22 protein-coding genes are annotated in these 23,845 nt (G+C 67.5%); 13 read left to right on the top strand and 9 right to left on the bottom strand.

Annotation, left to right across the window (positions count from 1 at the left end; translation table 11 throughout):
- The first annotated feature begins 10 nt into the window (after window positions 1-10).
- The 3 genes from ACIA49_RS18510 to ACIA49_RS18500 are packed head-to-tail and all read left to right on the top strand — an operon-like array spanning window position 11 to window position 2,984.
- Complete coding sequence (locus ACIA49_RS18510) at window positions 11-1,324, top strand: extracellular solute-binding protein (protein ID WP_396378403.1); 1,314 nt, start codon at window positions 11-13, stop codon at window positions 1,322-1,324.
- Window positions 1,321-2,181 carry a carbohydrate ABC transporter permease gene (locus tag ACIA49_RS18505; protein ID WP_396378402.1) on the top strand — a complete coding sequence of 287 codons (861 nt, stop codon included), beginning with the start codon at window positions 1,321-1,323 and terminating at the stop codon, window positions 2,179-2,181. Before ACIA49_RS18510 ends, ACIA49_RS18505 begins: the two co-directional genes overlap by 4 nt.
- Window positions 2,178-2,984, top strand: coding sequence for a carbohydrate ABC transporter permease (locus tag ACIA49_RS18500; protein WP_396378401.1), 807 nt, complete (start codon window positions 2,178-2,180; stop codon window positions 2,982-2,984). Before ACIA49_RS18505 ends, ACIA49_RS18500 begins: the two co-directional genes overlap by 4 nt.
- Here the strand turns inward: ACIA49_RS18500 and ACIA49_RS18495 are convergent.
- Window positions 2,974-3,987, bottom strand: coding sequence for an alpha/beta fold hydrolase (locus ACIA49_RS18495; protein ID WP_396378400.1), 1,014 nt, complete (start codon window positions 3,985-3,987; stop codon window positions 2,974-2,976). The two genes, ACIA49_RS18500 and ACIA49_RS18495, sit on opposite strands and share 11 nt — an antisense overlap.
- 12 nt (window positions 3,988-3,999) lie before the next feature.
- Window positions 4,000-4,431, bottom strand: coding sequence for a MarR family winged helix-turn-helix transcriptional regulator (locus ACIA49_RS18490; RefSeq protein WP_396378398.1), 432 nt, complete (start codon window positions 4,429-4,431; stop codon window positions 4,000-4,002).
- A gap of 88 nt (window positions 4,432-4,519) precedes the next feature.
- Between ACIA49_RS18490 and ACIA49_RS18485 the strand changes: the two genes are divergently transcribed.
- Together ACIA49_RS18485 and ACIA49_RS18480 are read left to right on the top strand one after the other, a co-directional pair.
- On the top strand, window positions 4,520-6,016 hold the full coding sequence (locus ACIA49_RS18485) for an MFS transporter (protein ID WP_396378396.1): 1,497 nt from the start codon (window positions 4,520-4,522) through the stop codon (window positions 6,014-6,016).
- 118 nt (window positions 6,017-6,134) lie between these two features.
- A complete protein-coding gene (locus ACIA49_RS18480; RefSeq protein WP_396378395.1) occupies window positions 6,135-7,067 on the top strand; it encodes a hypothetical protein in 933 nt (310 codons plus the stop codon).
- A gap of 952 nt (window positions 7,068-8,019) precedes the next feature.
- Here ACIA49_RS18480 and ACIA49_RS18475 read toward each other — a convergent pair.
- Window positions 8,020-9,276: an MFS transporter gene (locus ACIA49_RS18475; RefSeq protein ID WP_396378394.1), complete on the bottom strand. Its 1,257-nt coding sequence runs from the start codon at window positions 9,274-9,276 to the stop codon at window positions 8,020-8,022.
- A 99-nt stretch (window positions 9,277-9,375) separates the two neighbouring features.
- Here ACIA49_RS18475 and ACIA49_RS18470 point away from each other — a divergent pair, with 99 nt between their 5' ends.
- Window positions 9,376-10,077 (top strand): alpha/beta fold hydrolase, encoded by a 702-nt coding sequence (locus ACIA49_RS18470; RefSeq protein ID WP_396378393.1) that lies wholly within the window; start codon window positions 9,376-9,378, stop codon window positions 10,075-10,077.
- Here the strand turns inward: ACIA49_RS18470 and ACIA49_RS18465 are convergent.
- The 4 genes from ACIA49_RS18465 to ACIA49_RS18450 form a co-directional block, all read right to left on the bottom strand.
- Window positions 10,000-10,281, bottom strand: a complete 282-nt coding sequence (locus ACIA49_RS18465) for a hypothetical protein (protein ID WP_396378392.1) — start codon at window positions 10,279-10,281, stop codon at window positions 10,000-10,002. The genes ACIA49_RS18470 and ACIA49_RS18465 overlap by 78 nt on opposite strands.
- 227 nt (window positions 10,282-10,508) lie before the next feature.
- Window positions 10,509-10,790, bottom strand: coding sequence for a class I SAM-dependent methyltransferase (locus tag ACIA49_RS18460; protein WP_396378391.1), 282 nt, complete (start codon window positions 10,788-10,790; stop codon window positions 10,509-10,511).
- A 209-nt stretch (window positions 10,791-10,999) separates the two neighbouring features.
- Window positions 11,000-11,512 (bottom strand): transcription elongation factor GreA, encoded by a 513-nt coding sequence (gene greA / locus ACIA49_RS18455; RefSeq protein WP_391546178.1) that lies wholly within the window; start codon window positions 11,510-11,512, stop codon window positions 11,000-11,002.
- Between the two features lie 230 nt (window positions 11,513-11,742).
- Window positions 11,743-12,159, bottom strand: coding sequence for a DUF4307 domain-containing protein (locus ACIA49_RS18450; RefSeq protein WP_396378390.1), 417 nt, complete (start codon window positions 12,157-12,159; stop codon window positions 11,743-11,745).
- 58 nt (window positions 12,160-12,217) lie between these two features.
- Between ACIA49_RS18450 and mca the strand changes: the two genes are divergently transcribed.
- The 7 genes from mca (at window position 12,218) to ACIA49_RS18415 (ending at window position 22,096) form a co-directional block, all read left to right on the top strand.
- Window positions 12,218-13,081 carry a mycothiol conjugate amidase Mca gene (gene mca / locus ACIA49_RS18445; protein WP_396378389.1) on the top strand — a complete coding sequence of 288 codons (864 nt, stop codon included), beginning with the start codon at window positions 12,218-12,220 and terminating at the stop codon, window positions 13,079-13,081.
- A gap of 43 nt (window positions 13,082-13,124) precedes the next feature.
- On the top strand, window positions 13,125-13,400 hold the full coding sequence (locus tag ACIA49_RS18440) for a hypothetical protein (RefSeq protein WP_396378388.1): 276 nt from the start codon (window positions 13,125-13,127) through the stop codon (window positions 13,398-13,400).
- Window positions 13,401-13,527: 127 nt separating this feature from the next.
- The gene (locus ACIA49_RS18435) at window positions 13,528-14,562 is read left to right on the top strand and encodes a CopD family protein (RefSeq protein WP_396378387.1); all 1,035 of its coding nucleotides are present in this window, start codon (window positions 13,528-13,530) and stop codon (window positions 14,560-14,562) included.
- Window positions 14,563-14,572: 10 nt separating this feature from the next.
- Window positions 14,573-16,543, top strand: a complete 1,971-nt coding sequence (locus ACIA49_RS18430) for a thioredoxin domain-containing protein (RefSeq protein WP_396378386.1) — start codon at window positions 14,573-14,575, stop codon at window positions 16,541-16,543.
- Window positions 16,544-16,794: 251 nt separating this feature from the next.
- A complete protein-coding gene (locus ACIA49_RS18425; RefSeq protein ID WP_396378385.1) occupies window positions 16,795-18,852 on the top strand; it encodes a M4 family metallopeptidase in 2,058 nt (685 codons plus the stop codon).
- Between the two features lie 128 nt (window positions 18,853-18,980).
- Window positions 18,981-20,573, top strand: coding sequence for a M4 family metallopeptidase (locus ACIA49_RS18420; RefSeq protein WP_396378384.1), 1,593 nt, complete (start codon window positions 18,981-18,983; stop codon window positions 20,571-20,573).
- 95 nt (window positions 20,574-20,668) lie between these two features.
- Window positions 20,669-22,096: a M28 family metallopeptidase gene (locus ACIA49_RS18415; protein WP_396378383.1), complete on the top strand. Its 1,428-nt coding sequence runs from the start codon at window positions 20,669-20,671 to the stop codon at window positions 22,094-22,096.
- Here ACIA49_RS18415 and ACIA49_RS18410 read toward each other — a convergent pair.
- Window positions 22,093-22,596, bottom strand: coding sequence for a hypothetical protein (locus ACIA49_RS18410; protein ID WP_396378382.1), 504 nt, complete (start codon window positions 22,594-22,596; stop codon window positions 22,093-22,095). The two genes, ACIA49_RS18415 and ACIA49_RS18410, sit on opposite strands and share 4 nt — an antisense overlap.
- A gap of 99 nt (window positions 22,597-22,695) precedes the next feature.
- Complete coding sequence (locus ACIA49_RS18405) at window positions 22,696-23,835, bottom strand: phosphotransferase (protein ID WP_396378381.1); 1,140 nt, start codon at window positions 23,833-23,835, stop codon at window positions 22,696-22,698.
- Between the last annotated feature and the right edge of the window lie 10 nt (window positions 23,836-23,845).

Here is a 23,845-nt window from a genome sequence, read left to right as displayed (position 1 = left end):
GGAGCCGAACGTGAAGAAGACGATCATCGCGGCGGTCGCGCTGGCGCTCACCGCGACCGCCTGTACGCCGGGATCGGGCAGCCCGAGTGGTGGTGCGAGCGCGCCGAGCACGGTGAAGACGGATGCCGCCGCCCTCGGTCAGGTCGAGCTGACGGTCTGGGACCAGGAGGTCCGCGGTGGTCAGGCGGCCCAGATGGCCGCGCAGATCAAGGGGTTCGAGGCCAAGTACCCGAACATCAAGATCAAGCGGGTGTCGCGGTCGTTCGACGATTTGAAGACCACGCTGCGGCTGGCGTTGTCGGGTAACGACGCACCGGACGTCGTACAGGCGAACAACGGCCGGTCGGACATGGGCGAGTTCGTCAAGGCCGGTCAGTTGGTGCCGCTGGACAAGTGGGCCGAGGCCTACAAGTGGGGCGATCGCTACCCGGCTTCGGTGTTGCAGTACTCGCGGTATTCCGCCGACGGCAAGACGTTTGGTGAGGGCAACCTTTACGGGATGCCGCAGGTCGGTGAAGTGGTCGGGCTCTACTACAACAAGACGAAGGTCGCGACGCCGCCGACCTCGTGGGCCGATTTCGAGGAGGCGCTCGCGAAGGCGAAGGCTGCCGGTGACGTGCCGCTGCAGTTCGGCAACCTGGACAAGTGGCCGGCCATTCACGTGTTCGGCACGGTGCAGGACCAGTTCGTGCCGGCCGACCAGATCACCAAGCTCGCGTTCGGCCGGCCGGGTGCGTCGTGGAAGTCGCCGGAGAACCAGAAGGCTGCCGAGACGCTCGTGTCCTGGGTGGACAAGGGATACTTCAACAGCGGCTTCAACGGGCAGGGGTACGACCCGGCCTGGCAGGACTTCGGCAAGGGCAAGGGCACGTTCCTGATCGCCGGAACCTGGCTGCAGGCCGATCTGCAGAAGGCGCTCGGTGACAAGGTCGGCTTCATGCTGCCGCCCGGCGGGAAGCCGGTCACCGGTGGTACCGGGCTGCCGTTCGCGATCACGAACAAGTCCAAGAACCCGGACGCGGCCGCGGCGTACATCAACTACATCACCAGCCCGGACGCGATGAAGGTGCTGACCTCGACCGGCAACCTGCCGATCGCCGACACGGCCGCGCAGCAGCCGCCGGCCGGCCTCGCCGGTGACATCTTCAAGAGCTTCGGCGGTGCGGTCTCCTCCGAATCACTCGTTCCGTACCTCGACTACGCGACCCCGACCATGTACGACACGATCGGCGCCGCGCTGCAGGACCTGCTGGCGAAGAAGGCAACCCCACAACAGTTCCTGGACAAGCTGGAGACCGACTACAGCAAGTTCGCGGGCAAATGAGTTCACCACCTGGCGAGCCGCGTCGGGTCGGGTATCTGTACATCCTCCCGGCGTTGCTCGTGTACGGCGCGTTCCTGCTCTACCCGTTGATCCGCGCCGTCCACCTGTCGTTGTTCGAGTGGGACGGGATCACGCTGGGCAAGTTCGTTGGCCTGAGCAACTATGCGGACGTGGTCCGGGACGCCGGACTGCGGGCGGCGTTCGGGCATGCGTTGGTGCTGATCGTCTTCTATGCGGTGCTTCCGGTGGTGATCGGGCTCGCCCTGGCGACGGTGTTGCAGCGGGCAAGGGTGCGCGGACTCGGGTTCTTCCGGACGATCGTGTTCCTGCCGCAGGTGATCGCGATGGTCGTGGTGGCGGTTGCCTGGCGCAACATCTACTCGCCGGACGGTCCACTGAACGACGTACTGGGTGGTTCGCGAGGGTGGCTGGGTGACTACACGTTCGCGTTGCCCGCGGTCGGGGTGATCGGGACGTGGGTCGAGACCGGGCTGGTGACGGTGCTGCTGATGGCGGGGATGGCGCGGATCCCGGCGGAACGGTATGAGGCGGCGCGGCTCGACGGGGCTGGGCCGGTGGCCGAGTTCTTCGCGGTGGTCCTGCCTGCGGTGCGGGGCGAGATCGCGGTCGCGGTGACGTTGACCGTAATCGCGGCGCTGCGCACCTTCGACCTGGTCTACGTGACCACGAGTGGAGGACCCGGTACGTCGACCAGCGTGCCGTCGTACGAGGTGTACCACCGGGCGTTCGAGCTGGGCCAGGTCGGTTCGGCGGCGGCTGTCGGGGTCTGCCTGACCGTGCTCATCTTCGCGATCACGCTCGGCGTCAACCGGCTCGCGGATCGAGGCACCGCATGAGGGCGTCGCTGGGGGAGCGGATCGGCAACTACACCTTGCTGATCGTGTTCGGGTTGTTCGCGCTCGGTCCGATCGTGACGATCCTCGGCGCTGCGCTCGGTCCTGACGACGCGGGCGGTGGATCGAGCGGGTTCGGGAACTTCGGCAAGGCCTGGGAGATCGGCCACTTCGGCACCTACCTGCGGATGAGTATCGCGGTCTCGGTGACCGTCGTGGTGGTCAGCGTGCTGTTCTCGATCCTGTCCGGTTACGCCTTCGGCACCATGCGCTTCCGCGGCGCCTCGGCGTTGTTCTACCTGTTCCTGATCGGCATCATGATGCCGACCGAGGCGATCGTCGTACCGCTGTACTTCGATCTGCGCACCCTCGGGCTGACGAACACCTTCTGGGCCATGATCCTCCCGCAGATCGCGCAATCCGTTGCCTTTGGCACCTTCTGGATGCGGGCGTACTTCCGCTCGTCGTCGCGCTCACTCGTCGAGGCGGCGCGCCTCGACGGCGCCGGCCACTGGCGAACCCTGTGGCTGATCCTCGTGCCGCCGGCTCGTCCGGCGCTGGTGACGCTGATCGTGCTCGTCTTCATGTGGACCTGGAACGAGTTCCTGATCCCGCTCGTGATGGTGACAAGTGAGTCGCTGCGGACCGCACCGCTCGGTCTGGCCTTCTTCTCCGGTCAATACACGTCGGGCTTCACGTTGCTCGCCGCCGGAGCCGTCATCGTGGGCACCCCCGTCGTACTGGTCTATGCGTTCCTGCAGCGGCACTTCATCGCGGGCATGCTGGAAGGCGCCGTCAGGGAGTGACGAGGGGCTGGACGTAGGTGAGCAGGCTGACCAGCGTCTTGCCGGGCTCCTCCCAGGGCGCGAGATGGGCGGAGTTTTCGAACCAGACAGCCTGCTTGTACGGCGCTTCGACCGTGGCCAGCCAGTTCTCGACGGGTGCCGTCGGTGTCGTGTAGTCGTGCCGGCCGAAGAACATCACCACCGGGATCGGGAACTCGGTGGTGGCCGACAGGTCGAACGCGAGCATCTCGTCGATCACCCGGCCGAGCGTGAACAGGCTGCCCTCGTCGATGGTGTCGACGTCCTCGGGCGCGTAGTCCGGTGACAGCTCCGGTGCACCGAAGTAGTAGCCGCTCTCGTGCCGGTAGGCGCTCAGGCCACCGCGGTACTGCGCCCACTGACGAGCGATGATGATCCGCTCGCGGGTGACCGGCTCGTCACCTGGGTACGGCGCGATCGAGGCGAGCTGCTCGAGTGCTTCGGTGTCGTTGTGCAGCTCGGCCTGGGCGACGGCGTACTCGTAGCAGTGCGTCTCGTTGGCCCGGGCATCGATGATCTGCCCGATTCCGACGTACACGTGGAAGAGGTCCGGGCGGGCGAGGGCTGCCATGATCCCGATCAGGGTGCCCCAGCTGTGGCCGATCAGCACGAGCTTGTCCACGCCGTACCGGGTGCGGATCTGCTCGGCGAGCTCGATCGCGTCCTCGACGTACTGGGCGATGGTCAGGGTGTCCGTGATGGTGGCCGGGTCGACCTCGCGCAACGTGCGGCCCGCGCCGCGCTGGTCGTAGGTGACGACCGTGAAGTACTCCTCGATCGGTCGCTGGAACTGCCAGGCGACCGGAGCGAGCGGCGCGGCGGGACCGCCGTGGAGGAAGAGGATCACCGGATTCGACCGGTCCTGGCCGCGGGCGTAGACCCAGTGGTCGATCCCGCCCGCGCGCAGCCGGAAGTTCTCCTGGATGCCGTCGGGCGCCACGATGTGGTGCAGGTCGGCGATGATCTCGCGAGCTTCGTCGGTCACTCGCCGATCGTTTCAGTCCGCGGGGTCGCAGCTTTTGACGAGCGGGGCGTGCAGCCGGTCGGCGAGAACCTCGCGCTGGGTCGGCAGCGCCTCGGCCTGGCGGCGGAGGCCTTCGTCGGTGAGGCAGACGATCACCGCGCGACGGTCCTGTGTGCAGACGTCGCGGGTGACCAGGCCGTCGGACTCGAGGCGCGCGATCACGCGGGAGAGCGCGCTCTGGCTGAGGTGGACCGACTTCGCGATCGTGGCGATCTTGGAGGAGTGGTCGGGGAGCTCGGCCAGTCGCTCGAGCACCTCGTACTCACTCATGCCGAGGGAGTGACCGGCTTGCAGCGCGCGGTCGAGAGCGCAGGTGATATCCGCGTGGCGGGCGAGAAGCTCGCGCCAGGCGCGCACATCGGCGCTGATCTCACCAGTCTCAGCGCTGACCTTCGTCACGGTCATGGTGGCGACCATAGCATGCACGCGCAATCTATGCAAACGCATTTAATGCCTAGACATTAGATGCACGTGCATGCAATAGTCTCTTCTCGTGACACAGACAACGCACATCACATCGCCAGAACGCATGACCTGGGACGCACGGCTGTGGGGAGCCCTGCTGGTGGTCTGCGGCGTGATCTTCCTCGACGGCCTGGACGTCTCGATGGTCGGCATGTCCCTGCCGTCGATCGGCGCCGACCTGGGCGTCTCTCTTTCCTCGCTCCAGTGGGTCGTGACCGGCTACGTGCTCGGGTACGGCGGCCTGCTGCTCCTCGGCGGCCGGACCGCCGACCTGCTGGGTCGCCGCCGGGTCTTCCTGGTCGCGCTGGCCGTCTTCGCGCTCGTCTCGATGCTCAGCTCGCTGGCCACCTCACCAGAACTGCTCATTGGTGCGCGGTTCGTCAAGGGCGTCGCTGCCGCGTTCACCGCGCCGGCCGCGCTCTCCATCATCACCACGACCTTCCACGAGGGCCCGGATCGCAACCGCGCCCTGTCGATCTTCACCACCTGCGCCGCGAGCGGCTTCTCGATGGGTCTGATCCTCGGTGGCGCGCTGACCGAGGTCGGTTGGCGCTGGACCTTCCTGATGCCTGGCCCGGTCGCCCTGATCGTGCTGCTGTTCGCGATCAAGCTCATCCCGAACAGCCCGCGCGACGAGGTCGCCGGTGGGTACGACGTACCGGGTGCGGTGACCGTCACCGGCGGCATGCTGTCGCTGGTCTACGCGGTTGTCGGCGCGGAGAGCGCCGGGTGGGTCTCGTTCCAGACGATCGGGATGTTCGCGCTGGCCGCCGTACTGCTGGCTGCTTTCATCGTGATCGAGCTGCGCACCAAGAACCCGCTGGTCCGGCTCGGCATCCTGCGTGACGGTGCGCTGCGCCGGGCGAACCTGGCCGGCCTGACGGTCTTCGGCGCGTACGTCGCCTTCCAGTTCATCGGCACGCTGTACCTGCAGAACCTGCTCGGCTGGTCGTCGCTGCAGACCGCACTGGCGTTCCTCCCGGCCGGCCTGCTGGTTGTGGGCCTGTCGCCGAACGCCGGCAAGATCGCCGACCGGATCGGCACCGACAAGATGATCATCGGGGCGATGATGCTCTTCGTGGTCGGGTACGCGCTCTCCCTGCGGATCGGCCCGGAGTCGGCGTACTTCTCGACCGTCTTCCCGAGCATCATCCTGATCGGCGCCGGCTTCGCGATCGGGTTCCCGGCGCTGAACATCCAGGCGGTGTCCGGCGTGGCCGACGACGAGCAGGGGCTCGCGTCCGGTCTGTTCAACACGGCCAACCAGGTCGGTGGCGCGGTGGTCCTCGCGGCGGTGACCGCGGTCATCAGCAGCCAGGCGGCAGGCGTGACCACGCCGGCCGGGATGCTCTCGGCGTACAAGCCCGGTCTCGGGGTCGTCACCGGGGTGTCGGTCCTGGGTCTGGTCATCGCGCTGAGCGGTCTTCGCGACATGCGACGCCGCCGGGCGCTGGAAGCGACGGAGGCGGCCGAGCTGGCCGCCGTACAGAAAGAACTGGCGGACGAGATGACTCCGGCCGCCTGAGTCACATATGAGATCTGCGGGTCCCGGGCTACTCCGCCGGGACCCGCAGTCATGTTCGGGGCCGGCCCGGGGCTATCCCGTATTGGTTTGCACCCTCCGGAGTGGTCGACTTGGGGGTATGAGTAACAAAGGTGAGTACGACGGGCGCGTCAAGGACATCCTGGACCGGGTGGCCAAGGGGCATCTGTCGCCGGACGAGGCCACGACCCTGATCTCCGCGTTGCGGCCGACCGACACTCCGGTTGCGGACACCACGCCGTCGCCGACAGCCTGGGCCGAGGCGGTCGACGAGCCGACGGCCGTCGCGCCTCCCGCTGCTCCGGCTCCGGCTGATCCGGTCGCTCCGGCTGCTCCGGCTGCTCCGGTTGAGGACGCTGCGGAGGCTCCGGAGGAGGAGATCGAGCACAGCTCCGTCCCGATCCCGTCCGGGGTGCAGCGGGTGACGATCCGGGCGATCGGCCGCCGGGTCCGGCTGATCGGCGAGCCGGCCGTGAACGGCGTCGCTGTCGACGGACCGCACGTGATCAAGAAGGACGGCGACACCCTCGCGATCAACAGCGAGGGCGACATGGGCGTCTCGATCGACGGGTTCAGCATGCTGCGCAACCCGACCGACCTGAAGGCGCACGTCAACGGTCTCGCCAAGGAGCTGCAGATCCGGGTCAACCCCAACCTCGAGGTCGAGGTCGAGGTCACCGGCGGCAGCGTCAACGCCGAGCGCGTCCCGGGCCTGTCCCGAGTGCGCGTCACGGCCGGTACGGCGAAGGTGACCGACGTCAACGGGCCGATCGACGTACTCGTGCAGGCGGGTTCGGTCACCCTGGACGCCCAGATCACCAAGGGCCGCTCCCGCGTCCGCGTCGAGTCCGGCATGGCCACCGTCAACCTGCGCCGCGGCTCCGACGTCCACGTCCACACCGAAGCCCAACTAGGCCGCGTCAACTGGACCGGCGCCGTCTCCGGCCAGTCCAAAGACGTAGAGATCGGCCGCGGCCGAGCCGGCCTAGACGTAGAAGTCCTAGTAGGCAGCGCCCAAATCACCGCCGACTAACCCACCCCCACCGCCGCCAAACGGCACGGCCTCCGGCGTCAAAGGACACCGCCTCCGGCGGCGACCCCCTTTGGCGCCTTCGGCGCGTGCGACTCGTGATGGCGCCGCTCACGTGATCCGCTTCCACCGTGGTCGTGACGGGAGACGTCGCGCCGGGCCGTTGTGCAGGTGTCGCGGGCGGGTGCAAAAGACGTCGCCTCCGGCGTCAAAGGACACCGCCTCCGGCGGCGGCCCCGTTTTGGCGCCTTCGCCGAGTGCGGCTCGTGATGGCGCCGCTCACGTGAGGAGCCGCCCCTACTGTGGTCACGGCGGGGAAGTGTCGGCTTCGAGCCGTTGCCCAAACCGCGGCCGTTGGTCGCGCAGGGGGTTCAGCTCGGGCAACCCCGCCGCGTGCAACACCTTCAGGACCTCGGCGGCCATACATCTCACGCGGTCGCAGTACGAGCGGCTGGGCTCTGTGGTGAGCGGCAGCAAGCACGGTGCGTGGGACGAAGCCCCGAACCGCTCCGCCCCGGACCGCCTCCCGGGCCGCTCCGCCCCGGAACTACCTCTCGAACCGCTCCGCCCGGAACTACCTCTCGAACCGCTCCGCCCCGAACCGCCTCCCGAGCCGCTCCGCCCCGGAACTACCTCCCGAGCTGCCCCGGCCCGAGCCGCCCGACCCGCGGCAATTTGAGCGGATAACCCCTCACCTTGCCCGTTCTCCCCTCGAAAATTGAGCAGAGAAGGGGCCACTTGAAGGGAGATCCGTTCAAATGCTCGGGGGTGGTCGGGAGGGGTGGTGGGGCTCATGTGGGGTGCTGCCACAGGTTGGGTTGGGCGGTGGGGGCTCTGAGCGGACCGCCGCGGCTGAGCGCAGCGATGGGTGGGGTGGGTGGAGGGGGCGGCGGACCGCTCCCACTCAGTAAGGGCGTTGGGTGGGGGGTGGAGCGTGGGGGTTGAGCGTGGGTTGTTAGGTGTTGTGGGGGTTGGTGAGTGGCTGGGGTCCGGCTTCGGGGGTTGGGGTGGGTAGGCGGGCGGTGCGGAGGGGGAGTAGGAGGGCGGTGCCGGTGAGGGTGGCTAGGCCGGCGGTCCAGAGGGTGGGGCGGAGGCCGAAGGCGGTGCCCAGGGTGCCGCCTAGGAGGCTGCCGATGGGGGCGGCGCCCCAGCTGAGGAAGCTCATGGTGGCGCTGACTCGGCCTTGGAGGTGTGGTGGGCAGACGCGTTGGCGGATGCTGGCGCCCAGGATGTAGCTGATGATGATGCTGAAGCCGGCCAGCAGGGTGGCGGCGAGGAACCAGGCGAGTTGCCAGCCTGGGTTGGTGAGGGCTTGCAGGGTGAAGGCGACGCCGATGCCGGTGGATGACACCAGTAGCAGGCGGATGTCGCCGTACCGGGTGCTGAGTCGCTCGGTGATCATCGAGGCGACGATCGCGCCGCCTAGGCCGATCATGCTGAGGATGCCGATGGTGCTGGGCTGCAGGTGGATCTCGCGGACCAGGAACACGATCATCACCGCGTTGGCGGCGGACTGGAACAGCATGGTGTTGGCGGTGTTCAGTGCGATCGGTCTGAGCAGCTGGTGCTGGAAGACGTAGCGGAGGCCGTCGGCGATCTCCCGTCGCAGGTTGGGGGTGGCGTTGGGCGTGGGGCGAGCTTCCGGCGTACGGATCGAGCGCAGCCAGAGTGCGGACCACAGGTAGCTCAGAGCATCCACGCCGAGTGTCACGGCCGCGGAGAGCCACTGGACGAGCACTCCGCCGGCTCCGGCGCCTACTACTGCGGCCACGGAGTGGTTGGCGGCCAGCTTGGCGTTGCCGGGTAGCAGTTGCTCCGGTGTGAGGAGCCGTGGTGGATACGACGTGTGCGCCACGTCGAACAGGACTGTGAGTACACCGGCCAGCCCCAGTACGACGTACAGCTGCGTGAGCGTCAGCACGCCGAACCACGCGGCGACCGGGATGGACGCGAACAGCACGAACCGGCCGAGGTCCGCAGCCACCAGCACTGGTAGGCAGCGGACGCGGTCCACCCATGCACCGGCGAAGAGACCGAGCAGGAGCCAGGCCGCGGTCTCGCAGGTGCGCAGGAGCGAGACCTGCAGCGTGGAGGCGTTCAGCGTGAGTACGGCGAGCAGGGGGATCGCGATCATGCTCAACCGGGTGCCGAGCTGACTAAGCAGGTCTGCGGCCCAGAGCCGGCGGAAATCGGGGTGCCTGAGGATGCCCATGCAGGGACCGTAGAACCAGAGTTGAGTGCTGTCGACTCAAGTATCAACTAAGTTGAGTCGACTCGACTCAACTTGAGCGTGAATGAAAAGATCAGCACCGTGAAACTTGCCTTTCGGGAGTACGGACGGCCGGATGCGCCGGCGATGGTGCTGTTGCATGGGCTGACGTCGGACCGGACGTCGTTCGACGGGATCGTCGGCGTACTGGCGGAGCGGTGGCGGGTGCTGGTGCCGGATCAGCGGGGGCATGGGGAGACCGGGGCGGCGGACGAGTACTCGTTCGAGCTATTGGCGGCCGACCTTGGCGGGTTTCTGGATGAGCATCGGCTGGAGGCGCCGGTGCTGGTCGGTCACTCGATGGGCGCGGTCGCGGCGTACCTGCATGCGGCGCGACGGCCGGAGCGAGTGAGTGCGTTGGTGCTCGTTGAGTCGCCGCCGCCGTTCCCGCAGCAGCGGCCAACTCCGGAGCGGCCGGACGGCGCGCTGGGGTACGACTGGCGGGCGCGGGTGGATCTGGTCGGCCAGGTGAATGCACCGGGCTCCGGGTGGTTCGAGGAGCTCAAGGCGGTTCGGGTACCAACGCTGGTGGTCGGCGGCGGGTCGACCAGCCCGTTCCCACAGGAGCAGATGCGCGCCATGGCTGACCAGGTGCCCGGCGGTCGCTTCCACGAGATCGCCGTCGGCCACGGTGTCCACCGCGAAGCGCCGGCGGCGTTTGTGACGCTACTGACCGAGTTCCTTGGTGGCGACGATCGTGAGGTCGCCGGTCGTGGTGACGTCGGCGGGGGCGAAGCCGGCTAGCTGGAGCATCCACAGGAGTTCGTTGCGGAAGTACCAGCGCCCCTGGCCGGTGCGGATCTCGGTGCGGAGGAGCTTGGCGTCGTCGTACAGGTCGTAGCGGCGCTCCTCGTGCCAGGTCTGCTCGACGCGGTCGAGTGCGGTCCAGCGGGCGGCGACCTCCAGGTGGTGACCGTCGGGGAGTCGGTGCGGACCGCGGGCTGCCACGGGGTGGGGAAGTCGTCGGCGGGTGGTTCGGTGTAGTTGATCGGCACCGGGAACACGTTGAAGACGAGGACGCCGCCGGGCTCGAGGTGCTTGCGGCAGCGGCGCAGAGTCTCGAGTGCCGCTTGGCGATCCATCACGAGGACGAAAGCTGCCGCAGGGGATGTAGATCGTGCGGAACGCCCCCGGTACGGCGAGGTCCTGCATCGCCTGTTCATACAGCGTCGGCGTCAGTCCGACGAGCGTGGCCTCGCGAGCATGTCGGCCGAGATGTCACACCCCTCGACGTCCAAGCCCTCAGTGAGGAACGTCAGCAACAGTCGACCAGTCCCGCATCCGAGTTCCAGCGCGCGTCCACCTTGCGCACGGATGATGTCGCGGTAGAACGCAGCGTCCGCCCGCGCATCGTCCCGCGAGGTCGCGGCCCACTGCTCGGCCGCCAGCCCCGCGAACAGCTCGCCCTCGTCCACCACCGGAGTCTCGCCGTACGGCGTCCGACCCCGCACCCCCATTTGCCCGAACGGGAACCCCGGCCGACCTCGTCTGATGGGTATACCCGCGAGATGGCGGGTTGGCCCATCGGATTCCGGCTGACCAACCCACCACGGGATGGGTGTACCCACCAAATGGGGAGGGGACGGCCACCAAATGGGGAGGGGAGGGGCACCAAATGGCGAGCGCCCCGGTGGGCGTCCACCGGGGCGCTGCGAAGGTGGTGGGGTCAGCCGGTGAAGGGCTCCGCGGAGACGATCTGGACCGTCACGGGGGTACCGTTCGGGGCTTCGTACGTCGCCTTGTCGCCCTTCTTCTTGCCGAGGATCGCGGCGCCGAGGGGGGACTGCGGCGAGTAGACGTCGATGTCCACCGAGGCGTCCAGGGCCAGGAGCTCGCGGGAGCCGAGCAGGAAGGTCTCGACCTCGTCGTCGCCGGCGAAGGTGATGGAGACCTTCATGCCGGGCTCGACCTTGCCGCCCTTCTTCGGGGTCTCGCCGACCTGGGCGCGCCGGAGCATGTCCTCGAGCTGACGGATCCGGGCCTCGATCTTGCCCTGCTCGTCCTTGGCGGCGTGGTAGCCGCCGTTCTCCTTCAGGTCGCCCTCGTCGCGGGCGTCACTGATCCGCTGCGTGATCTCGGCCCGGGCCGGGCCCTTCAGCTGCTCCAGCTCCGCCTTCAGCTGGTCGTAGCCCTCCTGTGTCAGCCAGACAACGCTCGCCTCTTCGATTCTTTGCGTCACGGGCTGCTCCTTGGGGTTGGATAGGTGGGCAGGAAATGCTGCTGGCCGCCGTCGTCGACGGCGACCAATCCACCCAGCCTAGCAAGATCCGACCGAGAACCCCACCGTTCTCACGCCTCTCAGACGCCAGGAGAACGCTTTCCGGACGGTTTTTTCCACCCCGGGAACCCTGAACCGGCAATCGGTTGCCGATTCGGCCGCAAACCTGCGCTGACCTGCGGTTTTCCAGGTCAGTGCGGGCGGTGCGAGTCGGCCGTCGTACAGCCGACCAGGACGACCGATGTGGCGGTGCGCTGGGTGGTGAGGGTGGCCGGCAGCGACTGGTGCCGGGGGGAGTCCGCGGGGATGGTCAGCGTCAGCTCGCCGACGATCGAGAAGTCGGCCGCCTTGGCCTGGACCCGGCAGGTGGCCTCGACGGACTTCCTGCGGTCGACCTGCACCGTGGCGGTCGCCTGCGTCTCGGAGACGACCTTGAAGGCCAGCAGCCGTGACGTCACCGGCGGGTTCGAACCGATCACGGCGGCCCACAGCAACCAGCCCAGACCGGCCACGGCGATCACCACGACGAGGCCGATGATCAGCGGGCGACGGGACCGTCCGGTGCGCCCGTAGCGGGTGTCGAGGGTGTTGCTGGCTGGCTCTGTCAACGGGGGTCCAGGGGGTTGGTTGTGGGTTTTGGGGTCCGGTGGAGGACCATTGTGTCTTGTGAGTGGAGAGTTGCGGTTGTTGCATGTGCATGCCCACCCGGATGACGAGTCGAGTAAAGGGGCAGCTTCCACGGCCAAGTACGTGGCCGAGGGCGTCGAGGTGCTGGTCGCCACGTGTACCGGTGGTGAACGCGGATCCATCCTGAATCCCAAGATGGACCGCCCGGAGGTGCTCGCCAACATCAGCGAGATCCGCCGCAAGGAGATGGACGCGGCGCGCGAGATTCTCGGGATCCGGCAGGAGTGGCTCGGCTGGGTCGACTCCGGCTATCCCGAGGGTGACCCGCTGCCCCCGCTGCCCGAGGGCTGTTTCGCGCTGCAGAAGGTGGAGGACGCGGCCGCACCGTTGGTGAAGCTGATCCGCGAGTTCCGTCCGCAGGTCGTCACCACGTACGACGAGAACGGCGGCTACCCGCACCCGGACCACGTCATGTGTCACCAGATCACCGTGGCGGCCTTCGAGGCGGCCGGCGACGAGAACGCCTATCCAGAACTCGGTACGCCGTGGCAGCCGTTGAAGCTGTATTACCACCACACGTTCCACCGCGAGCGGATGAAGGCGCTGCACGACGCGATGATCGCGCGCGGCCTCAAGTCGCCGTACGAGGACCGGCTGAAGGACTGGAAGCCGGACCCGGAGAACGAGCGCCGGATCACCACCCGGGTCGAGTGCGCGGAGTACTTCGAGCTCCGGGACCGGGCGCTGCTGGCGCACGCGACGCAGATCGACCCCGAGGGCGCGTGGTTCGACGTACCGCTGGAGGTCCATCAGGCGGCCTGGCCGACCGAGGACTATGAGCTGGCGCGGAGTCTGGTCGAGTCGGAGATTCCGGAGCACGACCTCTTCGCGGGGCTCCGCTGAGGGCGGGCGAGGCGATCAATGAGAGACTGGTGGCGTGATAGCGATGACCTTCCTTGCGCCGGTCGAGATCGACCCGAACTCGGTGCGTCCCGGTTGGGTCGCGCTGCTGATCGTGCTCGCTCTCGGTGCCGCCACGGTGCTGCTGTGGCGCAACATGGGCAAGCAGCTGAAGAAGATCGACTTCGAGGGCGACGACGCGGACGCTCCAGCAGCGTCTTCCGGCCCAGCGAGTCCCGGCAGTTCTGCGGACCCGGCCGCTGCCGAGCCGATCCCTACGGCGGGTACGACGTCGACCCCGACGCAGAGTGAGCCCAAGTAACGCCAACAGCACGATTTGAGCAGTACGGCCGCACCGGGATCACGAGATGGTGTCGGACTGGGCTGCCCACCGATACGTGACCCTATAGTGGCCGCGTGCCCACCCTTGCCGGGCACGGGTCCTCGCGATGAGCACGACCCGTGCCACTCGTGCTGCCAGGCACCGCATGCCCGGACGTCTGGTCGTCGGTGGGCTCAGTGCTGTCGTCGTCGCCACGATCGCCTTGGTGATCGCCCTGTTCGCCGCCGGCAGCCAACCGCATGACATCGGCGGTATCGGCGGCCCGAGCCTCTTCGTCGCCTGGCTCCTCCCGCTGCTCCGGCTGATCGCGACCCTGGCCACCGTCGGCTGCGCCGGCGCACTCCTGGCCGCCGTCGTCCTGCTCCGGATCGAAGGCGGCCTGCTCGGTACCCAGGGTCGCCGTGCGGTCCGCGACGCCAGCAACTCGGCGATCATCTGGGCCGCCTGCTCGTTCGCCGGCGCCGTCGTCACCGCCGCGGTCATCCTGGACACCCCGGTCGACCTGCTCCACCTCCGCCTCGACGACGCCCTCGGCGTACCCGAGGTCAAGGCGCTTCTGATCACCGGCATCCTGGTCGTCGCCCTGGCCATCGGCATCCGCCGCGTCCAGACCTCCCAAGCCGCCCTGCTCGGCGTCCTGGTCGCCATCGGCGCCCTCATCCCGAACGCCGTCACAGCCTTTCCCCGCAACGAGTCGTACGTCGTCCTGGCCGGTGCCGCGCTGGTTGTGCACGTCATCGCCGCCACCACCTGGATCGGCGGCCTGGCCGGCCTCGTCCGCTACGGCCGCGCCAGCCGCGGTGGCCTCCCGATCGTCCTCGAGCGCTACAACCAGGTCGCCTACGTCTCCTCGATCGCCCTCGTCATCAGCGGCCTGATCAGCGCCGCCGGCCGCCTGGCCGCCAAAGGCGGCGGCTGGGGCGGCGTCCTCGACGTCCTCACCTCCGACGCGTACGGCGTCCTCCTGATCATCAAGCTCCTCGCGGTCGTCCTCCTCCTCGCCTGCTCCTCCCTGAGCCGCCGCCGGGCCACCGACAACCTGCTCGAACGCAACGTCCCCTTCTGGCAGATCGTCGTGACCGAGCTGGTCATCATGGCCCTGGCCCTGGGCCTCTCCGTAGCCCTCTCCCAGACCGCCTAACGTTGGGGGCATGACCCCCGTCAATGAGCTTGGTCGGAGTACCAGTCCTTATCTGCGGCAGCATGCGGAGAATCCGGTGGCGTGGCGGGAGTGGTCCGCGGCGGCGTTCGCGGAGGCGCGGGAGCGGGACGCGCCGGTGTTCTTGTCGGTGGGGTACTCGGCGTGTCACTGGTGTCATGTGATGGCGCACGAGTCGTTCGAGGATGTGGCGACGGCCGAGTATCTGAACGCGAACTTCGTGTGTATCAAGGTGGATCGCGAAGAGCGGCCGGATGTGGATGCGATCTACATGGCGGCGACGGTGGCGATGACCGGCCAGGGTGGGTGGCCGATGTCGGTGTTCCTGACGCCGGAGGCGGAGCCGTTCTTCTGCGGGACGTACTTTCCGAAGGATGCGCGGCACGGGATGGCGACGTTCCGGCAGGTGCTGGAGTCGCTGATCGAGGCGTGGGGGAGCAAGCGGGACCAGATCGACGGGATCGGCCGGCGGGTGGTCGAGCAGTTGGGGGCCCGGCAGCACGCGGCCGGCGGGGACCTGGATCTGGACCGGGCGGTTGAGCTCCTCACGACGGACTTCGATCCGGTGGACGGCGGGTTCGGGGGAGCGCCGAAGTTCCCGCCGTCGATGGTGCTCGACTTTCTGCTCAGGCAGCATCGACGCACCGGGTCGGCGGATGCGCTCCGGATGGCGACGGAGACGTGCGAGCGGATGGCGCGGGGTGGGATGTACGACCAGCTCGCGGGTGGTTTCGCGCGGTACTCGGTCGACGGTCAGTGGGTGATTCCGCACTTCGAGAAGATGCTGTACGACAATGCGCTGCTGCTCGACGTCTATACCCAGTGGTGGGCAATTTCCGGCGAGCCGTTGGCGCGGCGGATCGCCGAGGAGACGGCCGAGTTCCTGCTGACGGAACTCCGGACGCCGGAAGGCGGTTTCGCGTCAGCCCTGGATGCCGACACCGAGGGCGAAGAAGGCCGGTACTACGTCTGGACGCCGGCCGAAATTCAGGCCGCGCTGCCCGTGGAGGACGCCGCTTGGGTGGTCGAACTCTGCGACGTCACCGGGACTTTCGAGCACGGATCCTCGGTTCTCCAGCTCCGTCAGGACCCTGATGACGCCGACCGCTGGCAGCGGATCCGCAAGCAACTGAAGCAGGCTCGCAGCAGCCGCACGTACCCCGGCCGCGACGACAAGGTGGTCGCCGCCTGGAACGGCTTGGCCATCACCGCGCTCGTCCGGGCCGGCATCGTGCTAGGACATTCCGAGTACGTCGATGCTGCCGCCGGTGCGGCCGAATTGATCCGGACGGTTCACGTCGATCAGGCCACCGGCCGCCTGCACCGCACCTCGCGGGACGGCGTGGCCGGTACGGCGCACGGCGTACTGGAGGACTACGCGGCGTACGCCCAGGGGTGCCTCACGTTGTTCGGGGTCACCGGCGAGATCGAGTGGTTCGAGACCGCACAGGCCTTGCTGGACCGGGCTCTCGAGCAGTTCGTTGCCGATGGCTCCTATTTCGACACGGCGGCGGATGCCGAGGAACTGGTCTGGCGGCCGCAGGACCCGACCGACAACGCGAGCCCGTCCGGGGTGAGCCTGGCCGCGGAGGCGTTCACGACGCTGGCGAGCCTGACCGGATCAGTCCGGTATGAGCAGGCCGCCGAACAGGCGCTGAGCGCCTCGGCGGCGATCGCGGCCCGGGCGCCGCGGTTCGCCGGCCGGGCGCTCGCGGTGGCCGAGACGATCGCCGCCGGACCGCTCGAGATCGCGATCGCCGGTCGCTCGCCGCAGCTTCTTCAGGCCGCGTTCACCCACGCGCCATGGGGTACGGCGATCGTCCAGGGCGAGCCCGGTCTCGCCGTACCGCTGATGGCCGAGCGCTCGTTGGTTGATAACCAGGCGGTGGCATATGTGTGTCAGAAATTCACGTGCCAACTGCCCGTTTCAGACTCAGAGGTCCTTCGTCGGCAGCTGATCTGACCATTGTGGTCAATGCGGGTTTTCCCTGTCATTTCGCGGCAATCGCTTGACTCCGGGCCCGCCGCAGACCAGAGTCCTCCCTCAGTCGGATGTAACAGAAATCGCATGTCCTGACACGCAGTGTCACAAGTGAGCAGTGGCACTGCTGGGCCAGGCATCCGGCGTCCCCAACTGAATTTGGTCGCTGCGCCCAAACAGCGACCACACCGTGAGGAGATGTTGTCTTGAAACGACTGACATCAGCAGGGGCGGTGGCCATCGTCGCAGCAGCCGGACTGGCTGCGGGCTTCACCGGCACGCCCGCCGGTGCGGCCGGCCGTACGGCGCCGCTCCCGGCATCCGGCTTCGACCAGCCGGCTGCCGTTCAGGCCGAGAAAGCGCTGACCGCGCAGACGGCCGCAGCCCTTGGCCTGGCCAGTGGCGAGCAGCTCCAGGTGCGTGACGTGGTCAAGGACCCCGACGGCACCGAGTTCGTCCGCTACGACCGCACCTTCAACGGCCTCAAGGTCGTCGGCGGTGACCTGATCGTGAAGCGCAACGGCGAATCGATCGGTTCGGTGAAGTACAACTACAACGCCAAGGCCGTTGGTGTCGCGTCCACCAAGCCGACGCTGTCGCAGTCGGCCGCGCTCGCCAAGGGCGCCGAGGCCGCCAAGTTCAAGGCCACCGGTAACAAGGGGACGCTGGTCGTCTTCGTGACTCCGTCCAAGCCCGTGCTCGCCTACGAGGTCGTCACGACCGGCGTCAAGCCGGACCAGACCCCCTCGGTGCTGCACTCGTTCGTCGACGCCAAGTCCGGCGCCGTCCTCGCCCAGGACGACGAGATCAAGACCGGTACCGGCAACTCGATGTACGCCGGCACCGTCAGCATCGGGACGTCGGGCACCTCGCCCAACTTCTCGATGACCGACCCGAGCCGCGGTGGGAACTACACCACCGACCTCAACAACGGCACCTCGGGGAACGGCACGACGTTCACCGACACCGACGACACCTGGGGCACCGGCGCGGCGTCCAACCGGCAGACGGCCGGCGTCGACGCGCACTACGGTTCGCAGCTGACGTGGGACTACTACAAGAACGTCCACGGCCGCAACGGCATCTTCAACAACGGCCAGGGCGCCCGCTCGCGGACGCACTACGGCAACGCCTATGTGAACGCGTTCTGGGACGGCACCCAGATGACGTACGGCGACGGCTCGGGTAACACGCACCCGCTGACCGCCATCGATGTGGCCGGTCACGAGATGAGCCACGGTGTCACCGAGGCAACCGCCAACCTGAACTACTCCGGTGACGCGGGCGGCCTGAACGAGGCCACCTCCGACATCTTCGGCACCATGGTCGAGTTCTACGCGAACAACTCCACCGATGTCGGCGACTACCTCATCGGCGAGAAGATCAACATCAACGGCAACGGCACGCCGCTGCGCTACATGGACAAGCCGTCCAAGGACGGTGCCAGCAAGGACTGCTGGACCACGAGCACCGGTGGGCTCGACCCGCACTACTCGTCCGGCCCGCTGAACCACTGGTTCTACCTGGCCTCCGAGGGTCCCGGCACCAAGACCATCAACGGTGTCACCTACACCAGCACCTCCTGCGACGGCGCCACCTTCGCCGGTGTCGGCCGCGATGTCGCGTCGAAGGTCTGGTACCGGACGCTGAGCACCAAGCTCAGCTCGGGCAGCACCTACCTCGACGCCCGGGAAGGCGCCATCACCTCCGCCAAGGAGCTGTACGGCAACGACTCGGCCGAGTGCAAGGGCATCCAGGCCGCGTTCAGCGGGATCTCGGTCCCGGCCGGCGCCGCCGCCTGTGGTGGTACCACCGAGCCGCCGACCGGTGACAACCTGCTGAAGAACCCGGGCTTCGAGTCCGGCGCCGTCAACTGGACCGGTACGTCGGGTGTCGTCACCAACAGCACCTCGAAGCCGGCCCGCACCGGTTCGTACAAGGCGTGGCTGCAGGGCAACGGATCCACCAGCACCGAGAACACCGGCCAGTCGGTCGCCATCCCGGCCACCGCCACCTCCGCGTCGCTCTCGTTCTGGCTGCGGATCGACACCGCGGAGACCACCACCTCCACGGTGTACGACACCCTGAAGGTGCAGATCGTCGACGGCAGCACGACCACCACGCTGGCGACGTACTCGAACCTGAACAAGAACACGACGTACACGCAGAAGACGTTCAACGTCGCGGCGTACAAGGGCAAGACCGTCACGGTGAAGTTCCTCGGCGCGGAAGACTCCTCGCTGCAGACCAGCTTCGTCGTCGACGACACCTCCCTGGTTGCGGGCAGCTGATCCAGCTACCCCGGGTCCGGGAGCTGCGTTGGCTCCCGGCCCCACCCTTCCCCTGTGTCAAGGACGTGCAATTCCATCGCATCAGGTCGCTGCGCCCATTCAGCGGCCATCACGTGAGGAGAGCTGTCTTGAAGCGAGTCACATCTGTTGGGGCCATCGCGGTCATCGCGGCCGCCGCTCTTGCCGCCGCCCCGGCCGGAGCGAACCTGGCCTCGGCCCCACTGCCCGCGTCGGGCTTCAACCAGCCGTCGGCCGTTCAGGCCGAGCAGGCGCTGGCCGCGAACACCGCGGCGGCGCTCGGACTGGGCAAGGGCGAGGTACTGAAGGTCAAGGACGTCGTGAAGGATGCCGACGGCACCGAATTCGTCCGGTACGACCGCACCTTCAACGGCCTCAAGGTCGTCGGTGGTGACCTGATCGTCAAGCGGGACTCCGCGGGCACGGTCAGCCAGATCACCTACAACCGCAACGCGAAGGGCGTGGGGCTGACCTCCACCAAGCCCACGCTGTCGCAGGCGGCCGCCCTGGCGAAGGGCGCCAAGGCAGCCGGTTTCAAGGCCACCGCGAACAAGGGTGACCTGGTCGTCTACGTGACCGAGTCCAAGCCGGTGCTGGCCTACGAGGTCGTCACCAGCGGCGTCAAGGCCGACCAGACCCCTTCGGTGCTGCACTCGTTCTTCGACGCGAAGACCGGTGCGCTGCTCGACTCCGACGACGAGATCAAGACCGGTACCGGCAACACGATGTACGCCGGCCAGGTCTCGATCGGTACGTCGGGCTCGGCGGGCAACTACCAGATGAAGGACAACGCCCGCGGTGGCAACAACACCACGGACCTGAACGGTGGAACCTCCGGCACCGGCACGCTGTTCACCGACGCCGACGACGTCTGGGGCACGGGTGCGGCGTCCAGCCGTCAGACCGCCGCCGCGGACGCGCACTACGGTTCGCAGCTGACCTGGGACTACTACAAGAACGTCCACGGCCGCAACGGCATCTTCAACAACGGCCAGGGCGCTCGCTCGCGGGTTCACTACAGCAACGGCTACGTGAACGCGTTCTGGGACGGCACCCAGATGACGTACGGCGACGGTTCGGGTAACACGCACCCGCTGACCGCCATCGACGTCGCGGGTCACGAGATGAGCCACGGCGTCACCCAGGCCACGGCCGGGCTGGCGTACTCCGGTGACGCGGGCGGCCTGAACGAGGCCACCTCGGACATCTTCGGGACCATGGTCGAGTTCTACGCGAACAACGCCACCGACAAGGGTGACTACCTGATCGGCGAGAAGATCAACATCAACGGCAACGGTACGCCGCTGCGCTACATGGACAAGCCGTCCAAGGACGGTCGCGGCAGCCAGGACTGCTGGACCACCGGCACCAAGAACCTGGACCCGCACTACTCGTCCGGCCCGCTGAACCACTGGTTCTACCTGGCGTCGGAGGGCACCGGTTCCAAGACCATCAATGGTGTCACCTACAACAGCACCTCCTGCAACGGCACCACGTTCGTCGGTGCGGGCCGGGACGTGGCGGCCAAGGTCTGGTACCGGACCCTGACCACCAAGCTCAGCTCGAACTCCAACTACGCGGCGGCCCGCAACGGTGCCATCACCTCCGCCAAGGAGCTGTACGGCGCCGGCTCGGCCCAGTGCCTCGCCGTGCAGCGCGCGTTCGCCGGCATCAACGCCCCGGCCGGTACCGCTGCTTGCTAGCAGCAACAAGTAGTACCTGACACTCGAGGTCCGGGGGCGGGCCATGCCCGTGGCTCGCCCCCGGACCTTCCTTTGTAAGCAAGGAGAAAGTCCCCATGCGTAGATCCTTGTCTGCAGCCGCTCTCGGCCTCGCACTCGCCGCCGGCGCGCTTGTCGTCCCTGGCTCTCCTTCCTTCGCCACCGCCGCGGTGGTCGACCCCGACATCTCGGCGACCAACACCAAGGCGCACCTGGACCAGTTCCAGACCATCGCCAACAACAACGGCGGCAACCGCTACACCGGTCGCACCGGCTACAAGGCCTCCGCCGACTGGGTGAAGGCCAAGCTCGACGCGGCCGGCTTCACCACCACGTTGCAGTCCTTCTCCACCTCGGCCGGTACGTCGTACAACGTGATCGCCGAATGGCCGTTCGGCGACGCGAACCACGTCGTGATGACCGGCTCGCACCTGGACAGCGTCAGCGCCGGTCCGGGCATCAACGACAACGGTTCGGGGAGCGCGGGCGTCCTGGAGACCGCACTCACCTACGCCGCCAGCGGCCAGACGCCCAAGAACCGTCTGCGCTTCGGTTTTTGGGGTGCCGAGGAGCTCGGTCTCCTCGGGTCCAAGTACTACGTGAACAACCTGCCGGCCGCCGAGCGGGACAAGATCGAGCTCTACATGAACTTCGACATGATCGCGTCGCCCAACCCGGGCTACTTCATCTATGACGACAACGCGGCCGGCAACGAGGCCCGCGACGAACTGAAGTCGTACTTCACCGGCAAGAACGTGCAGACGGAGTACATCGACGTCCAGGGCCGGTCCGACCACGCGGCCTTCCGCTCGCTCGGCCTCCCGACCGCCGGGACCTTCTCCGGTGCCGAGGAGATCAAGACCTCGGCCCAGGCGACCAAGTGGGGCGGTCAGGCGAACGTTGCCTTCGACAAGTGTTACCACCGCTCCTGTGACACCAACACGAACCTGGACCTGACGTCGCTGGATCGCCAGATCGATGCCATCGGCCACATGGTGTGGAACTACGCGCAGAAGGACTACGGCAGCGGCCCGCCCCCTGGTGGGTCGAACCTGCTCGCCAACCCGGGCTTCGAGTCCGGTGCGGTGAACTGGACCGGTACGTCGGGTGTCGTCACCAGCTCGACGTCGAAGCCGGCCCGGACCGGGACCTGGAAGGCGTGGCTGCAGGGCAACGGCAGCACCAGCACCGAGAACACCGGCCAGTCGGTGGCGATCCCGGCCGCGGCGACGGCGGCGACGCTGTCGTTCTGGGTCCGGATCGACACCGCCGAGACCACCACCTCGACGGTCTACGACACGCTCAAGGTGCAGGTGGTCGACGGCGGTACGACGACCACGCTGGCGACGTACTCGAACCTGAACAAGAACACGACGTACACGGAGAAGACCTTCAACCTCCTTGCCTACAAGGGGAAGACGGTCACCGTGAAGTTTCTCGGTGCCGAAGACTCGTCGCTGCAGACCAGCTTCGTCGTCGACGACACCGCCGTCACTGTTCCTTAAAGGGGCTTGCAGAGATTCCCGGGGGGAATCTTGGCCTCGGTGAGCAGCTTGCCCACCGGGGCCACCAGCGGCTTGAGCTTCGGGTCGTCGAGCCGCGCGACCTTACCGTTCGCGGTCACCGCGATGACCATGTCGTCAGGGTGCCGCGCGGTCGGCTTGACCACGGCCAGACTGGCCCAATCGACCTGCTGAGCTGCTGACGCGAGGGGTGTCAGCAGTGTCGGGTCGAGCTTGCACCGGACCGTCTCCTTGCCCCGGGAACTCACCGTGGCGTTGCCGTCGGCGTCGACCAGCACCTGGTCGTCGAACCCGGCGAACCCGCCGGTCCGAGTGACCGTCATCGGCAGTCCGACCCCGACCGGCGTCGACTCGGTCACCGACGGCGTACTGGGCGTAGGTGTGGTCGCCGGTGTACCACCGGCGCTGGACTCGTCACCGCATCCGCTCAGAACCAGCCCAGCGAGGGCGGCGACCGCTGTGTACCTCAGTAGGTTCTTCACGTAACAGGGATACCCCATCGGGGTGGATTCGTTGCAGCTGAGATGGGACTGAGATCTAAGGTTGTTGAGCCCACCCGTGCCACTTGGGGTCGACCACCTCTAGACGACTGGTGAGACCAGGTCTACTAGCACTCGGGTGAGGCGTACGCGCTGTTCGAAGAGCTCTTGGGTGACCGGATCGGTTGGCTTGGTGATCTCCTCGAGGGGCAGCGCGGTGAACGTCGCCCGCGCGCACAGTGAGCCCAGGTAGCCGTACAGCACCTGCTCTTCGCTCACCTGCAGGCCTTCCTCGGCGGTGCCCGCCAGAAACGCTTTGAGGATCACCTTGTGCACAGCTGGCACCGCCTCTGGTGAGAGCTCACCTGCGTGCGCCAGACCGATCAGCAGCTGTCCCAGGTCGAAGCCGACCGCCTGTGGGCAGTCGAAACCCCAGTCGATCACCACGAACTCATCCGGCGAGCCCTGCGGTACCAGCAGGTTCTGCGGACTCGCATCCCCGTGCTGATAGCACTGCGGCAGTGCATCGAGTGCATCCAGTACGGCGGGCAGTCGCGCGCTCAGCGCCAGGAGATCCTCCCGCAGGGTGTGATCACCCAGGTTGCTGACCGCGGCCGCGAGCATGGGGTGTTTCCACGTCTCCGGGTCGGCAATGGCCGGTACGGCGTTCATCATCACGCGCCCGCCGGTGTAGTACCGCAGCGCGATGCCTGGCGTACTCACATTGCCGCGGGGGAGGAGCGGATCGACCAGATGCTCTTGGCGACGGGCCGAGAGCCGGCCGAGCAGGTACGCCGCTCGCTCGAACCGCGTGATCGGCCACGGTCCCGGCTCCGGGATGACGTTCTCCATCCACAGGGTGCCGCGGTGGTCGTCGTACATGTCGACGCGGTAGAGCTTCGGAAGGCGCATACCGTCCGGGAGCAGGTCCGCGACGCCACTGCGGTGGACGGCGATCTCCAGCTCCCAGGGGAGGTTCTGGATGAACTCCTCCCGGAACGCCTCCGGCACCATCGCCATGTGGGCCCAGTGCCGGGCCGACTGCAGCTTCTTCACGAAACACGACCAGGTGACACCGTCCGCCGTACCGAAGACGCGGTACAGGCCCTCGGTGCTCGGAGTGCCGATCGGGTAGTCGACGACCTCGACCCGCAGGTCGTCGATGCGTGCGGTGGGTACTCCGGCGACGGTCCGGCCCAGCTCGGTCAGCTCGTCGGCGGTCAGTGCGTCCAGAATGCTCATAGCTCAGAGT

Origin of the sequence: Kribbella sp. NPDC051587 (assembly GCF_044453945.1) — a bacterium.
Lineage (GTDB): Bacteria > Actinomycetota > Actinomycetes > Propionibacteriales > Kribbellaceae > Kribbella.
Note: the sequence above shows the minus strand (reverse complement) of the source record. Positions and strands in the feature narration are given on the sequence as shown.

Bases quoted from the DNA above. Each gene is read 5' to 3' on its own strand.
- ACIA49_RS18505 (WP_396378402.1), top strand. From the start codon at position 1,321: ATGAGTTCACCACCTGGCGAGCCGCGTCGGGTCGGGTATCTGTACATC.
- ACIA49_RS18430 (WP_396378386.1), top strand. From the start codon at position 14,573: ATGACCCCCGTCAATGAGCTTGGTCGGAGTACCAGTCCTTATCTGCGG.
- ACIA49_RS18405 (WP_396378381.1), bottom strand. From the start codon at position 23,835: ATGAGCATTCTGGACGCACTGACCGCCGACGAGCTGACCGAGCTGGGC.
- ACIA49_RS18475 (WP_396378394.1), bottom strand. From the start codon at position 9,276: ATGGGCATCCTCAGGCACCCCGATTTCCGCCGGCTCTGGGCCGCAGAC.
- ACIA49_RS18480 (WP_396378395.1), top strand. From the start codon at position 6,135: ATGAGTAACAAAGGTGAGTACGACGGGCGCGTCAAGGACATCCTGGAC.
- ACIA49_RS18435 (WP_396378387.1), top strand. From the start codon at position 13,528: ATGAGCACGACCCGTGCCACTCGTGCTGCCAGGCACCGCATGCCCGGA.
- ACIA49_RS18500 (WP_396378401.1), top strand. From the start codon at position 2,178: ATGAGGGCGTCGCTGGGGGAGCGGATCGGCAACTACACCTTGCTGATC.
- ACIA49_RS18460 (WP_396378391.1), bottom strand. From the start codon at position 10,790: ATGGGGGTGCGGGGTCGGACGCCGTACGGCGAGACTCCGGTGGTGGAC.
- ACIA49_RS18440 (WP_396378388.1), top strand. From the start codon at position 13,125: ATGACCTTCCTTGCGCCGGTCGAGATCGACCCGAACTCGGTGCGTCCC.
- ACIA49_RS18415 (WP_396378383.1), top strand. From the start codon at position 20,669: ATGCGTAGATCCTTGTCTGCAGCCGCTCTCGGCCTCGCACTCGCCGCC.
- ACIA49_RS18490 (WP_396378398.1), bottom strand. From the start codon at position 4,431: ATGACCGTGACGAAGGTCAGCGCTGAGACTGGTGAGATCAGCGCCGAT.